Raw genomic sequence first — 12,837 nt, 5'->3', positions numbered from 1 at the left:
GATCAGTCCTCGAGCAGCGAACGCAGCATCCAGGCCGTCTGGTCGTGCACCGTGCAGCGCGCGGTGAGCATGTCGGCGGTCGGGTCGTCGCCGGCCTCCTCGGCCACCGGGATGAACTCGCGCGCGATGCGCGAAACTGTCTCGTGGCCCTTGACCAGGATGCGCACCATCTCCATCGCCTTCGGCGGATCTTTCGGCACGTCGGGCACGGTCGCGATCTTGCTGAACTCGGCATACGAGCCCGGCGCGTAATGACCCAGGGCGCGGATGCGCTCGGCAATGACGTCGGTCGAACCCCAGAGCTCCGTGTACTGCGCCATGAACATCGCATGCAGCGAGTTGAAGTGCGGGCCGGTCACGTTCCAGTGGAAATTGTGCGTGGTGAGGTAGAGCGTGTAGGTGTCGGCCAGCACGCGGCTCAGGCCTTCGGCGATGGCGGCGCGGTCCTGACGCTCGATGCCGATGTTGATGATCGGCGCATTGCGGCTGCCCGACTCCAGGGCCACCACGGCGCCGCCCTTCTTGGGCACTTTGCCGGCGGAGGCCGAGGGTGCAGCGGAGATCGGGGACTTGGATTTCTTCACGACTTTGGCCATGGCGCGAGTTCTTTCTTCAAGGTTGGATGGCGGTCAGAAACTTTAGAAGCCAAGGGCGGGCTTCGCAACAGCCGAACTCTATCGCAGCGATTGCCCTCGGCCGGGGTCGAACGCGTAGGCCGATGACAGCAAGTCCTACGAGAGTCGTTTGACGCCCGGCAGCTCGCAGGCGTAGATCGCGTTGCGCAGCGCCGCGATGGCCTCGTAGCGCGTGAAGCTGCGGCGCCAGGCCAGCACCACGCGGCGCGTCGGCTCGCCGCCCTGCTCGTCGCGCACGGGGAGGTAACGCACGATCTGCTCGGGCTCCTTGCCGCGGCCCTTGGCCTTGGACTTGAGCGCACCGTTCGGCACCGACAGGCGTGGCACCAGCGTCACGCCCATGCCGGCCGCCACCATGTGCTTGATGGTTTCGAGCGACGAGCCCTCGAAGCTCTTGCGGATGCCCTCGGCATTGCTTGAGAAGCGCGCGAACTCGGGGCAGACCTCGAGCACGTGGTCGCGAAAACAGTGGCCGGTGCCGAGCAGCAGCATGGTCTCTTTTTTGAGCTCGTCGGAGCTCACGGATTCGCGCTCCGCCAGCGGATGATGGACGGGCACGGCCGCCATGAAGGGCTCGTCGTAGAGCGCTGCCATCGCCAGGCCGGTGTCGGGAAAGGGCTCGGCCATGATCGCGCAGTCGATCTCGCCGGCGCGCAGCATCTCGAGCAGCTTGACGGTGAAGTTCTCCTGCAGCACCAGCGGCATCTGGGGGGTGCGCGCGATGTTCTGGCGCACCAGGTCGGGCAGCAGGTACGGGCCGATGGTGTAGATCACGCCCAGGTTGAGCGGCCCCGACAGCGGGTCCTTGCCGCGCTTGGCAATCTCCTTGATGCTCGCGGCCTGGTCGAGCACGCTCTGGGCCTGCTGCACGATCTGCTCGCCCAGCGGCGTGACCGTGACCTCGCCCGCGCTGCGCTCGAAAAGCTTGACCTCGAGTTCGTCTTCCAGCTTCTTGATCGCGACCGACAAGGTGGGTTGCGACACGTAGCAGGCCTCGGCCGCCTTGCCGAAATGCCGCTCACGCGCGACTGCAACGATGTATTTGAGTTCGGTGAGAGTCATAGCCTGCGTCAATTATGCGCAGACGCTGCGACCTCTGCCGAATTCAGGCTTTGAGGTACTCCGCCTTGCTGCCGAGCCAGCGATCGACGTGCTTGATTGCGAGTTCCGGATGGCGGTCGAGCATGCGCGGCGCCAGCGCCCGCGCCCAATCGAGCAGCAACACATCGGTGCTCAGGTCGGCAAAGCGCAGGAGCGGCGCGCCCGACTGCCGCGCGCCGAGGAATTCGCCGGGCCCGCGGATCTCGAGGTCGCGCCGTGCGATCTCGAAGCCGTCGCTGGTTTCGGCCATCGCCTTGAGCCGCGCGCGCGCCGCCTCGCCGACCCGGCCGCCTTCGTTCGGTGCATAGAGCAGCACGCAGGCCGAAGCGGCCGCGCCACGTCCGACACGCCCGCGCAGCTGATGCAGCTGCGAAAGCCCGAAGCGCTCGGCATGCTCGATCACCATCAGCGAGGCATTGGGCACGTCGACGCCGACCTCGATCACCGTGGTGCTGACCAGCACCTGGAGCCGGTTGGCCGTGAAGCTCTCCATCACCGCCTGCTTTTCGGCTGTCGGCATGCGCGAGTGCAGCAGCCCCACGCTGACCTGCGCGCCGAGTGCGGCGGCCAGCTCGTCACGCGTTTCGGTCGCGTTGCGCAAATCGACCGCCTCGCTTTCTTCGATCAGCGGGCAGACCCAGTAGACCTGCCGCCCTTGCGCAAGCTGGGCGCGGATGCGATCGATGACCTCGTCGCGCCGGTGATCGGCCACCAGCTTGGTCACGATCGGCGTGCGGCCCGGCGGCAGCTCGTCGAGCGTGGAGACGTCGAGGTCGGCGTAGTAGCTCATCGCGAGCGTGCGCGGGATTGGGGTGGCACTCATCATCAGCAGGTGTGGTTCGAGGTCGCCGACGGCCTTGCCGCGCAGGGCCAGGCGCTGCGCAACGCCGAAGCGGTGCTGCTCGTCGATGATCGCCAGCGCGAGCTTGTCGAAGCGCACCTTCTCCGAGATCACCGCATGCGTGCCGATCACGAGCGCGGCCTCGCCGTTCTCGACCGCGGCCGACATCGCGTCGCGCTCCTTCTTCTTCTGGCTGCCGGTGAGCCAGGCGACACGCAGGCCACGCTCGGCCAGCAAGGGGTCGAGCCAGCCGACCAGCTTGCCGAAGTGCTGCGCCGCGAGGATCTCGGTGGGCGCCATCAGTGCGCACTGGTAGCCGGCATCGATGCAGCGCGCGGCGGCCAGCGCCGCCACCACGGTCTTGCCGGAGCCCACGTCGCCCTGCAGCAGGCGGTGCATCGGGACGTCGCGAGCGAGGTCGTGCGTGATCTCCTCGCCGACCCGATGCTGTGCGCCGGTCAATGCAAAGGGCAGCGTGGCCAGCAGTTCCTTGTACAGCGAGTCACCGGAAGCCGCCGCCGAAAGCACCGGCGCGCGCTGCGCCGCGCGGGCCCGGCGCGCCTGCAGTTGCGAGAGCTGCTGCGCAAGCAGTTCGTCGGCCTTGAGCCGCTGCCAGGCCGGGTGGCTGTGGTCTTCCAGCGTGGCCATCGCCACGTCGGGCGCCGGGTAGTGGAGAAAGCTCAACGCCCGGCGCAGTTCCCATGCGCCCGACGGCGCGAGCGCCGGCGGAACGGTCTCGTCGAGCACCGCCCGCGCCAAGCCGGAGCGCACTTCGCGCCGCAGCATCGGCTGGGCCAGCCCCGCGATCGTCGAGTACACCGGCGTCAACGCCTGCGGCAGCTCGGTGCCCGCGGTCTTGACCGTCGGATGCATCATCTGCCGCCCGACGAAACCGCCGCGCACCTCACCGCGCACCCGCACCCGCGCGCCGACCGCGAGCTGCTTCTGCTGCGAGGGATAGAAGTTGAAGAAGCGCAGCTGGCAGGTGTCGCTGCCGTCGTCCACCGTCACGATCAGCTGACGGCGCGGCCTGAACACGACTTCGCAATCCCTCACCACGGCCTCGATCTGGGCCGTGTCGCCGTCGCGCGTGTCGGCCAGCCGCACGATGCGCGTCTCGTCCTCGTAGCGCATCGGCAGGTACAGCGCGAAATCGATGTCGCGCAGGAGCCCGAGCTTGCGCAGCGCGCGCTGCACCGGGCTCAGGCCCGCGCCGGGCGCTGGCGCCGGTGCTGCTGCGGGCTTTTCCGGTGGAGACGACTTGGCGGCGGCGGGCATGGGACAATTCTGCCCGGCTCTTCGCCGCCTCTTCCTCCGCCTCCTTGGCACGGGCCCGTCCGGCCCTCAAGCACCATGCGCGCCTTCACGCTTTCCGATTTCGATTTCGACCTGCCGCCCGAACTGGTGGCCCAGCATCCCGCCGCCGAGCGCAGCGCCTCGAGACTGCTCGACGGCACGGTCGATCCACCCATCGGCCGCATCTTCAAGGACCTGCCCTCGCAGTTGCGCGCCGGCGATCTGCTGGTCTTCAACGACACGCGCGTCGTCAAGGCGCGCCTCTTCGGCGAAAAACCCACCGGCGGCAAGCTCGAGCTGCTGGTGGAGCGCGTGCTGCAAGGCAACGAAGTCGTCGCGCACATGAAGGTCAGCAAGAAGCCGCCGGCCGGCACCGCGCTGGCGATGGCCGGCGAGTTCCGGGCGACGCTGCTCGGCCGCTGGCCCGACGAGAACGGCGCGCTGTTCCGCTTTCGCTTCGACAGCGCCGCCGGTGAAGACCCCTATGCGCTGATGGCCCGCTGCGGCCACGTGCCCTTGCCGCCGTACATCGAACACGCCGACTCGCAGGACGACGAGCGCCGCTACCAGACCGTGTTCGCACGCGTGCCGGGTGCGGTCGCCGCGCCGACCGCGGCGCTGCACTTCGACGAGGCGCTGCTGGCCGAGCTCGAGGCGCGCGGCGTGCAGCGCGCCAACGTCACGCTGCACGTCGGCGCCGGCACCTTTCAGCCGGTGAAGACCGAGAACATCGCCGATCACACGATGCATGCAGAGCGCTACGAGGTGCCCGAGACGACGCAACGCGCCATCGCCGAAACCAGGGCGCGCGGCGGCCGCATCGTCGCGGTCGGAACCACCACCGTGCGCACGCTCGAATCGTGGGCCAAGAGCGGCGAAGCGGCGGGCGACACGCGCATCTTCATCACGCCGGGCTTCGCCTTCGAACACGTCGACCTGCTGGTCACCAACTTCCACCTGCCCAAGAGCACGCTCATGATGCTGGTGAGCGCCTTCGCGGGCTACGAGCGCGTGATGGCGCTCTATGCCCACGCGATCCGCGAGCGCTACCGCTTCTTCAGCTACGGCGACGCGATGCTTCTTTCGAGACAACCATGCTGAACTTCGAACTCCTCGCCACCGACCCCGCGAGCCATGCGCGCCGCGGCACGCTCTCGCTGAACCACGGCGTGGTGCAAACTCCGATCTTCATGCCCGTGGGCACCTACGGCACCGTCAAGGGCGTGATGCCGCGCAGCCTCGAGGAGATGGGCGCCCAAATCATCCTCGGCAACACCTTCCATCTCTGGATGCGTCCCGGCCTGGACGTGATGGCGAGCTTCGGCGGCCTCCACCAGTTCGAGAAATGGGACAAGCCCATCCTCACCGACTCGGGCGGCTTCCAGGTCTGGTCGCTGGGTGCGATGCGCAAGATCAGCGAGGAGGGCGTGAAGTTCGCGTCGCCGGTCAACGGCGACAAGCTCTTCCTCACGCCGGAGGTCTCGATGCAGATCCAGACCATTCTCAACAGCGACATCGTCATGCAGTTCGACGAGTGCACGCCCTACGACACCCAGGGCCACCTCACGACCGAGGCCGAGGCGCGCAGTTCTATGGAGCTCAGCCTGCGCTGGGCGCGCCGCTGCCAGGCGGAGTTCGCGCGGCTCGAGAACCCCAACGCGCTCTTCGGCATCGTGCAGGGCGGCATGTACGAGAACCTGCGCGAAGAGTCGCTGGCCCAGCTCGTCGAGATGGACTTTCCCGGCTACGCGATCGGCGGCGTGAGCGTCGGCGAACCCAAGGACGAGATGCTGCGCATCATGGCGCACACGCCGCACCGGCTGCCGGCGCACAAGCCGCGCTACCTGATGGGCGTGGGCACGCCGGAGGACCTGGTCGAGGGCGTGGCACAGGGCGTCGACATGTTCGACTGCGTGATGCCGACGCGCAATGCGCGCAACGGCACGCTGTTCACGCGCTTCGGCGACCTCAAGATGCGCAATGCGCGCCACAAGAGCGACCCGCAGCCGATCGATGCGAGCTGCAGCTGCCATGCCTGCGCCGGCGCATCAGGCGTGTCGTGGAACGAAGGCGGCCGCGACGGCTTCAGCCGCGCCTACCTGCACCATCTCGACCGCTGCGGCGAGATGCTGGGCCCGATGCTCACGACCATCCACAACCTGCACTACTACCTAAATCTGATGCGCGAGATCCGCGCGGCGCTCGATGCCGGCACCTACACGCAGTTCCGCGCGCAGTTCAAGGCCGACCGGGCCCGCGGCGTCTAGGATGCGCCTACTTGGCGCCAGGCACCTTGATGGGCAGCGGCGTCGTGTAGGGCTCGATGCGCAGCAGCTCGTTCTTGAACAGCGCGACCTGCCGCAGCGGCGCCTGCACCAGCGCGCCGCCCGCATCCTTTTGCGACGCGTACTGCCACACCGTCAAGGGACTCTTGTCCGCCAGCAGCGCCGCGAAGCGCTGCACTTCCGGCGTGCTGCCGGCGCCGAGCTGAGCCGCCTCGATGCCGACCACGATGTCGTCGCGCGGCGAAACCACTTTGAAGAGACGGAAGGTCGCCGGCTCCTGCGCATGGGTCACGAGGCTCGCCGCCGACAGCAAGGCAGCAGCGACCGACGCGACGTAAAGACCTGCGGCGGCATGGCGGCGAATGAGGTTCCTGAACATGATCGTGCTCTGAATCAAAGGCATCGAGCGTAGCCAGAACCCGCTCGCGCGAGAACACGCCGGAAGCCATACGCCGCACGCGGGAGTGCCCGCGTCAGCGCTGCGGCAGCAGCGACCAGCGCCCTGAAAGCGAGGCCCCGGGCGCGAGGACCGTGCCGCCCACTTCGCCGAGCCCATGGCGGTCCCACAGGTTGAAAGCATCGGTGCACTGGCTCACCGGCTCGGCGCAGAAATGATCCGCGCCGCTCGGGCAGTACAGGACGAAGAAGTCGAGCGGCGCCTCGGCCGCCATCGCCAGCGCGCACGAAGCCGTCGGCCATTCGATGCGGGCCTCACGCAGCCATCCTGTGAAGTTGTTGTCCAGATCGAGCTCGGCCAGCTCCACGCCTTCGCGCAGCCGGGCCACCTCTTGCGTCGGCTCGAGCGCGACCGGCATCACCTCCGCATCGCCACGCCACATGGCGCCGGTGTTCGCCGACAGGCGTGTGCCCGCGTGATGGATGAAGTAGGGGTGATGGCCGATGCCGGCCGGCATCGGGGCGCTGTCGCGGTTGATCAGCGTGATGGTGCAACGCAGCCCCGTCGCATCGAGTTCGAACAGCTGCGAGGCTTCGAAGCGCCAGGGCCACTGGGCATCGGCCTCGACGCTCAGCACGAGCTCCGCGCGGGTTGGCGAGGCCTCTGCCACCTGCCATGGCCGCTGCCAACCGATGCCGTGAAGCGGATGCCGGCCCGAGGGCCCCGCAGGATGGCCCGGCGCAATGGCGATGTCGCGCCCGCCGACATGCGCGCGGCCGTCGCGAAGGCGATTGCACCAGGGCAGGAGCGGAAAACTCGCCATGGCCAGGAGATGACGTGCGGCCAGCGCATCGGCCGTGGCCGGCCGCAACCAGTCGAAGCGCCGGCCGTCGCGCTCATCGTAGAGGGCTGCGATCGCGCCGCCGACCTCCGGCGCCAGCACCAGATGCAATGCGCCCGCCGCAAGATGCACCAGTTCGTCGTTGTCGTTCATGGGAGTGCGTGCCTTCGATCGTTGATGCGAACGCGGCATTCTCGGCCACCCGGGTGACACGCACCATCGTTGGCGTGGAGAATCGCAACTGGCACTTCGTTCCTGCACGGATCCTCCTCATGACGGCATCGCCCCCCTCCGCCTGCTATCCATCGCTCGCCGGCCGCAGCGTGTTCATCTCCGGCGGCGCCACCGGCATCGGCGAAAGCCTGGTGCGCGCCTTCCATGCGCAGGGCGCGCATGTGGGCTTCTGCGACATCGATGCGGCTGCGGGCTGCGCGCTTGCCGCCCGGTTGCGGGGCGAAAACGAGGTGCTGTTCCACGAGTGCGACGTGACCGACGTCGCGGCGCTTGGCGCAGCCATCGCCGCGGTGCGCGCGCGCTTCGGGCCGATCCGCGTGCTGCTCAACAATGCGGCCAACGACCGCCGCCACGAGATGGCCGACGTCACGAGCGAAGACTTCGATCGGCTGGTGGCGATCAACTTCAAGCACCAGTTCTTCGCCGCGCAGGCCGTGGCCGAGGACATGCGCGCGCAGGGCGGCGGGTCGATCATCAACTTCGGCTCGATCAGCTGGATGATCAAGGGCGCCGGCTACCCGGTCTACCAGGCCTGCAAGGCGGCCGCGCGCGGCCTCACGCGTTCGCTGGCGCGCGACCTCGGCAAGGCCAACATCCGCGTCAACTCGATCGTGCCGGGCTGGGTGATGACCGAGCGCCAGTTGAAGCTCTGGGTCAAGCCCGAATCCGAGGCCCAGATCGATGCCGCTCAGTGCCTGCCGGGCCGCGTGATGGCCGAGGACATCGCCAGCATGGCGCTCTTTCTCGCGGCCGACGATTCGAAGATGTGCACCGCGCAGGACTACGTGGTGGACGCAGGCTGGACCTGAGGCGGAATACCCGGCGCCGCCGCGGCAGCCGCACCGGTCCCGCAGGCGTGGCAGAAGCGCGAGAACGCGCTCTTGCGCGCTTCGCAGACGCCGCAGTGATCGAACAGGCCGATGCCGCAATGCGGGCAGAAATCGATCTCGGTGTTCTTCAGGTCCACCGGCCGTTCGCAGCCCGGGCACACACTCTTGGCGAGCCGCGCCAGCGCGGTGTCGTAGCTCAGCTCGTTGCGGCGCACCGTGTCGGGCTGCGCCTCGGCCAGCTTCTGGCGCGCGAGATAGCGGTTGAGCGCGATGATGGCGTAGCGCCCCACGAGCACGGTCACCACGATGCCGACCACGTAGCGCACATAGCCGCCATAGCTCGGCAGATAGGGCACGAGCTCGACGAAGAAGGCGAAGAGCGCGAAGTAGATGAAGCCCCACACGAAAGGCCAGTAGGTGCTCTTGCGCTTCTTCACGAAGAGCCAGCCGGCGATCAAGAGCAGCGGCAAGGTGAGCGCGAGCCGGTAGCCGAACACGCGCAGTTCGACGCGACGGTTTTCCGCCTCGAGCTTCTTGCGCGCTTCGTCTTCCAGCGGCGCGAGTTTCTGCTGCGCGCTCTGGCGCGCCTGCCGCGCATCGAGTGCGATCTGGCGCTGCGCGCCCACGGCCCTCTGGGCGTCGTCTTCCCTGGCCTTCAGCGTATCGAGCGCCTTGGTGCGCGCGATCAACTCGGTGTCCTGGTCGGGCTGCGCAGTGGCGCGCCGCGTCGCGAGCCAGTTGCCGAAGGTCTCGCGCGCCGCCCGGCTGGTCTGCTGGGCGGTCAGGAGCGCTAGCTCCGCCTGCTCGCGCTCGCGTGTCGACTCCTGCTCGGTGCGCTGCGCGTTGCGGATCGTGGCGCGAAGCGGCTCGGCCGCCGCCTTGTCGATGAAATCGTCGAGGGTCAGCGTGCGCTCGACCTGCGGCAGATCGCCGACGATCGTGCTGCCCAGCCCGACCAGAAAGCTCGCGAACACCAGCGCCACCACCCAGAGGCCGCGGCGAAACCACTTTTCGGACAAACGCAAGGACTTGCTCATCTCAATAGCTCCTGTTTCGATTCAAAGGTATCGCTGCCACAGCGCATTGCTCAGCCGTCCTTGAGGGTCTACCGCGCGCTTCACGGCCCGGAACGCATCAGCCTGAGGATAGGCGGCAGCAAATTGCGCCCGGGTCGCATGCAGCTGATAGGGCAGGTAATAGGTTCCGCCGCACTTCAGCGCAGCGTCGATCATGTCGCGGGTCCAGCGGCCGGCATCTTCCAAGGCTTGGGAGTCGGTGCGCTGCTCGTAGTACACGACGAATGAAAACACTTCCTCGCGTGCCCAAGCCAACATCGACACCTCGTCGGTCGTCGAATGCCGGATCGACACATTGAGCACTTTCGCCTGGTGCTTTCGGATGATCCGTGCCATCTCGGTTGCAAAGACGAGAAAGTGCTGCGTCGGAATGAAGTACTCCTGAAGCACGTAGGTGGATGCTCGCCGGCTGGCTGGCTCCAGCGAACGAAGGTCCAGGCTCGCCTCGTAGTTCAGCCAGACCACCTCCGGTCTATCGAGCAACGCAGGGCGGATGTATTTGCGCTGCAGCGCATCGCCGTTCGGCAGCTCGGTCACTGCCCAGACCATGCCCTGTTCCAGCCGATAGCTCCGATCGCGCGGAACCAGTCGTGCGGCCACCGTCAGTGGCTTGTCCGAGCGACGCCAGCTCACGGCCGATGCCTCGTCGAAAAAGGGCGGGACCAAGTCAGCGTTGTGCAGGAGGAATCCGTTTGCGGCCCGCACTTCCCGCTCGAACCAGGCCGGATAGTCCCGCAGCGCCAGTGCCTCGACCGTGCGTTCGATCCGCACGTTGTCGTCCAGTGCAAGCTCGACCTCCGTGATCACGCCGACGGCGCCGTAGCCGCCGATGGCCGCGCGAAAAAGCTCCGGGTGCTTCTGACGATCGACCTCGACGATCTCGCCATCGGCCAGCACCAGCTGCAGCGCTCGCACAGAGTGCCCGATCGGCCCATGGCCCACATACCGGCCATGAGCGTTCACCGACACGGAGCCGCCGACGGTGAAGTTGGCATAGCTCTGCATGGTCTGCACCGAGAGTTGATGTGCGTCGATGTGATCCTGCAGGTCGCGCCAGCGCATGCCGGCCTCCACACGCACCGTCTTCGTGTCGGGGCGCAGCCAGACCAGCCGATTCATTTCACGCATGTCGATGTGCAGGCCACCTGCGACTGCAACCTGGCCGCCCATGGAATAGCGTCCGCCGCCTACAGCGATCAGGCCGGGCCACTCGAGAAGCGCGTTGCGAACTGCTTCGCGCGAGCGCGGAGTCACCACACGTTCGACTTTCACCGTGTAGAGCCGCGTCACGTTCTCGACGGGGTGCAGCGTTCCGCTATGGACCTCCGTGGGCGAGACCAGCAGCAGGCCGGCCCCCATCAGTGCGGCGGCGAGCAGGGTGCGGCGCGATACTAGGATGCCGCTTGCCGGGCTCATAGGCGCAGCACCACCGGCGCGGCGCCGAGCCCCGCCCGCGGCAGCCAGGCGAACACCGAATCGACCGTCACCGTTTCGATCCGATCGGAGAAGCGCTTCTCGTTGGGATGGTCGTCGAAGGCCACGTTGGCCGAACCCACGCGTCCGCCGAGTCGCGTGAGCGGCCCGAGCTTCAGCACGCCGGGCTCGTAGCCCTTGAACTGCAGCCAGGCCTGCGCCTGCTCGCGGGTGCGGATGGTGCCGGGCTCCATCGCCGCAGCCAGCGTCTCGATCGCCCATTGGTTCGACTGCTGGTACTTGTGACCCCAGGCGTAGCTCACGATGCTGTAGGGCGCGGCGTGCAGCCGCGTGATGCGAGCGGGCGATTCGTTGAGCGCCGCCAGCACCTGCGCCTGCACGGCCGGCGCCGGGATCACCCAGGCGGCCTCATGGCGCCAGAGGTCATCGAGGAAGAATTCGCCCAGCCCTTGGCGATAGATGGCTGCCACCGCCGTGCCGCACTGGTTGAGCTTGTGGACCACGCGCCACGTTCCCGCCTCTGTCTTGTAGGCCAGGCCCAGATGCGAGTAGCGCAGGCCGTACTTGCTCAGGTCTTGCCCCGCACGCGCCAGCAGCACGACCCGCGCACCGCTTGCATCGAGCCCTTGTGCCGTGCGCTCGGCGAGCTGCATACCCTTCATGACCGCCGCCGCGCCGGGCTTCTGCTGTTCACAGGAACGACCGGCGTGCGCGTTGAGCGGAAACAGGAAGAGCCCCGCCAGCACCACGGCCGCCGCCGCCGCAAACACCTGAAGAATGGCCCGGAGCATTCGGCGCGGGCGGGAAACCTGGGCCCGGTACTCGATCTCGTAGGGGCCGAAGTTGGTGGGCGCGCGCCTCATGACAGCCTCTCGTTGTAGAGCAGCGCGCGGCCGACCGCATTGGGCACGAAGGCCAGCACCTCGCCGGCCGCCGACAGCACGATGCCCGAGCCGATCACGCTGACCGTGACCATCGTGCCGACAACGACCGAGGCACCGTGGGCCGCGCGGCCCAGTACCTTGACGCTGGCGCGGGCGCCATCGGAGGCACGTTCGAGCAGGTAGACGGTACCGTCGACCGATGCCTCTACCGCCACCACCGTAAGCACCGAGCCACCCACCGACAGCGCCGCGGGCAAGGCCACCGAGGCGACGCCGACGACCGAGGCCAGCGGCAGCATCGAGAGCGCTGCCGAGGCTTCGCTCTGTGCATGAGCGTGAAGCGGGGCGGCAACACCCGCCATCGCGGCGCAAGCCGCCATCAGAACCGTGACGAAGGACTTCTTCATGATGTGCTTTCGAAAGATGAGGTGTATGGAGTGCTTCATTCGCCCTGGCCGGTTTCGGCGCGGGCTTCGCGGCGGCCTTGGAGGCGCGCCTCGGCGAGATAGGCTTCATGGCGGTCGCGCAGGGTCTTGGCGAGCGTGAAGGCCGAGCTGATCAGGAACAGCCAGCTCACGCCGAGAAAGGCCTTGTAGGTCTCGCTGATCTCCATCCGCAGCAGGCCCCAGCCGGTCAGGCCCATCGCGGTGAAGAAGCCGCCCCAGACGACCAGCTTCCACATCGGCGTGTCGCCGGCACCGGGCGTGGTGCCGCGCTGGTTGTCACGCACGAACTTCGCCAGCACGAAGGCGGCCGAGAGGCAGAACACGTAGCCCATCACCATGAACGCGCGGTCCAGCGCCTGCCCCGGCAGCCAGCCGAGCCCGGTCGCGCAGAGGAACACGGCCATCCCGAAGGAGATCCAGACCTGGACTTGCCAGGCACGGGTGTCGCGTTGGATGGAAACGGTGGAAGAGAAGGGTTGCATGAATGCCTCGCGGCGTAGTGAAGGTGCGCGAATGATGGTTCGCACTTCCTCGGCG

At 67.6% G+C, this 12,837-nt stretch carries 13 protein-coding genes; 3 read left to right on the top strand and 10 right to left on the bottom strand.

Going from position 1 to position 12,837, the window contains the following annotated elements:
• Positions 1 to 2: 2 nt before the first annotated feature.
• The 3 genes from ACSQ86_RS03315 to recG form a co-directional block, all read right to left on the bottom strand.
• Positions 3 to 596: a Dps family protein gene (locus tag ACSQ86_RS03315; RefSeq protein ID WP_436294459.1), complete on the bottom strand. Its 594-nt coding sequence runs from the start codon at positions 594 to 596 to the stop codon at positions 3 to 5.
• Between the two features lie 135 nt (positions 597 to 731).
• Positions 732 to 1,697 (bottom strand): LysR substrate-binding domain-containing protein, encoded by a 966-nt coding sequence (locus ACSQ86_RS03310; RefSeq protein ID WP_093105260.1) that lies wholly within the window; start codon positions 1,695 to 1,697, stop codon positions 732 to 734.
• A gap of 43 nt (positions 1,698 to 1,740) precedes the next feature.
• Complete coding sequence (gene recG / locus ACSQ86_RS03305) at positions 1,741 to 3,855, bottom strand: ATP-dependent DNA helicase RecG (protein WP_436308490.1); 2,115 nt, start codon at positions 3,853 to 3,855, stop codon at positions 1,741 to 1,743.
• Between the two features lie 75 nt (positions 3,856 to 3,930).
• Between recG and queA the strand changes: the two genes are divergently transcribed.
• Together queA and tgt are read left to right on the top strand one after the other, a co-directional pair.
• Positions 3,931 to 4,974 (top strand): tRNA preQ1(34) S-adenosylmethionine ribosyltransferase-isomerase QueA, encoded by a 1,044-nt coding sequence (queA, locus tag ACSQ86_RS03300; RefSeq protein ID WP_436302672.1) that lies wholly within the window; start codon positions 3,931 to 3,933, stop codon positions 4,972 to 4,974.
• Positions 4,968 to 6,140, top strand: coding sequence for a tRNA guanosine(34) transglycosylase Tgt (gene tgt / locus ACSQ86_RS03295; protein WP_436302671.1), 1,173 nt, complete (start codon positions 4,968 to 4,970; stop codon positions 6,138 to 6,140). Before queA ends, tgt begins: the two co-directional genes overlap by 7 nt.
• A gap of 7 nt (positions 6,141 to 6,147) precedes the next feature.
• On the opposite strand, the gene ACSQ86_RS03290 is transcribed toward tgt, so the two are convergent.
• A complete protein-coding gene (locus tag ACSQ86_RS03290; RefSeq protein ID WP_436302670.1) occupies positions 6,148 to 6,537 on the bottom strand; it encodes a hypothetical protein in 390 nt (129 codons plus the stop codon).
• Between the two features lie 94 nt (positions 6,538 to 6,631).
• Positions 6,632 to 7,549 (bottom strand): aldose 1-epimerase, encoded by a 918-nt coding sequence (locus ACSQ86_RS03285; RefSeq protein WP_436302669.1) that lies wholly within the window; start codon positions 7,547 to 7,549, stop codon positions 6,632 to 6,634.
• Positions 7,550 to 7,668: 119 nt separating this feature from the next.
• Here ACSQ86_RS03285 and ACSQ86_RS03280 point away from each other — a divergent pair, with 119 nt between their 5' ends.
• Positions 7,669 to 8,439, top strand: a complete 771-nt coding sequence (locus tag ACSQ86_RS03280; RefSeq protein ID WP_436302668.1) for an SDR family NAD(P)-dependent oxidoreductase — start codon at positions 7,669 to 7,671, stop codon at positions 8,437 to 8,439.
• Here ACSQ86_RS03280 and ACSQ86_RS03275 read toward each other — a convergent pair.
• The 5 genes from ACSQ86_RS03275 to ACSQ86_RS03255 all read right to left on the bottom strand — a co-directional run bounded on the left by ACSQ86_RS03275 (position 8,412) and on the right by ACSQ86_RS03255 (position 12,782).
• Positions 8,412 to 9,497: a serine endopeptidase gene (locus ACSQ86_RS03275; protein WP_093105245.1), complete on the bottom strand. Its 1,086-nt coding sequence runs from the start codon at positions 9,495 to 9,497 to the stop codon at positions 8,412 to 8,414. The genes ACSQ86_RS03280 and ACSQ86_RS03275 overlap by 28 nt on opposite strands.
• Before the next feature lie 21 nt (positions 9,498 to 9,518).
• A complete protein-coding gene (locus ACSQ86_RS03270; RefSeq protein ID WP_436308489.1) occupies positions 9,519 to 10,952 on the bottom strand; it encodes an FAD-binding oxidoreductase in 1,434 nt (477 codons plus the stop codon).
• Entirely contained in the window at positions 10,949 to 11,761 is an 813-nt protein-coding gene (locus tag ACSQ86_RS03265; protein WP_436294493.1) for a DUF2145 domain-containing protein, read from the bottom strand. Before ACSQ86_RS03265 ends, ACSQ86_RS03270 begins: the two co-directional genes overlap by 4 nt.
• A 68-nt stretch (positions 11,762 to 11,829) precedes the next feature.
• Positions 11,830 to 12,261, bottom strand: coding sequence for a hypothetical protein (locus ACSQ86_RS03260; protein WP_436308488.1), 432 nt, complete (start codon positions 12,259 to 12,261; stop codon positions 11,830 to 11,832).
• 35 nt (positions 12,262 to 12,296) lie between these two features.
• Positions 12,297 to 12,782 carry a YiaA/YiaB family inner membrane protein gene (locus tag ACSQ86_RS03255; protein WP_436302664.1) on the bottom strand — a complete coding sequence of 162 codons (486 nt, stop codon included), beginning with the start codon at positions 12,780 to 12,782 and terminating at the stop codon, positions 12,297 to 12,299.
• Positions 12,783 to 12,837 lie beyond the last annotated feature (55 nt).

This window comes from Variovorax sp. LjRoot130 (assembly GCF_964253755.1).
GTDB lineage: Bacteria > Pseudomonadota > Gammaproteobacteria > Burkholderiales > Burkholderiaceae_C > Variovorax.
Note: the sequence above shows the minus strand (reverse complement) of the source record. Positions and strands in the feature narration are given on the sequence as shown.

Bases quoted from the DNA above. Each gene is read 5' to 3' on its own strand.
- recG (WP_436308490.1), bottom strand. From the start codon at position 3,855: ATGCCCGCCGCCGCCAAGTCGTCTCCACCGGAAAAGCCCGCAGCAGCA.
- ACSQ86_RS03290 (WP_436302670.1), bottom strand. From the start codon at position 6,537: ATGTTCAGGAACCTCATTCGCCGCCATGCCGCCGCAGGTCTTTACGTC.
- ACSQ86_RS03265 (WP_436294493.1), bottom strand. From the start codon at position 11,761: ATGCTCCGGGCCATTCTTCAGGTGTTTGCGGCGGCGGCGGCCGTGGTG.
- ACSQ86_RS03275 (WP_093105245.1), bottom strand. From the start codon at position 9,497: ATGAGCAAGTCCTTGCGTTTGTCCGAAAAGTGGTTTCGCCGCGGCCTC.
- ACSQ86_RS03310 (WP_093105260.1), bottom strand. From the start codon at position 1,697: ATGACTCTCACCGAACTCAAATACATCGTTGCAGTCGCGCGTGAGCGG.
- ACSQ86_RS03260 (WP_436308488.1), bottom strand. From the start codon at position 12,261: ATGAAGAAGTCCTTCGTCACGGTTCTGATGGCGGCTTGCGCCGCGATG.
- tgt (WP_436302671.1), top strand. From the start codon at position 4,968: ATGCTGAACTTCGAACTCCTCGCCACCGACCCCGCGAGCCATGCGCGC.
- ACSQ86_RS03285 (WP_436302669.1), bottom strand. From the start codon at position 7,549: ATGAACGACAACGACGAACTGGTGCATCTTGCGGCGGGCGCATTGCAT.
- ACSQ86_RS03270 (WP_436308489.1), bottom strand. From the start codon at position 10,952: ATGAGCCCGGCAAGCGGCATCCTAGTATCGCGCCGCACCCTGCTCGCC.
- ACSQ86_RS03315 (WP_436294459.1), bottom strand. From the start codon at position 596: ATGGCCAAAGTCGTGAAGAAATCCAAGTCCCCGATCTCCGCTGCACCC.
- ACSQ86_RS03280 (WP_436302668.1), top strand. From the start codon at position 7,669: ATGACGGCATCGCCCCCCTCCGCCTGCTATCCATCGCTCGCCGGCCGC.
- ACSQ86_RS03255 (WP_436302664.1), bottom strand. From the start codon at position 12,782: ATGCAACCCTTCTCTTCCACCGTTTCCATCCAACGCGACACCCGTGCC.
- queA (WP_436302672.1), top strand. From the start codon at position 3,931: ATGCGCGCCTTCACGCTTTCCGATTTCGATTTCGACCTGCCGCCCGAA.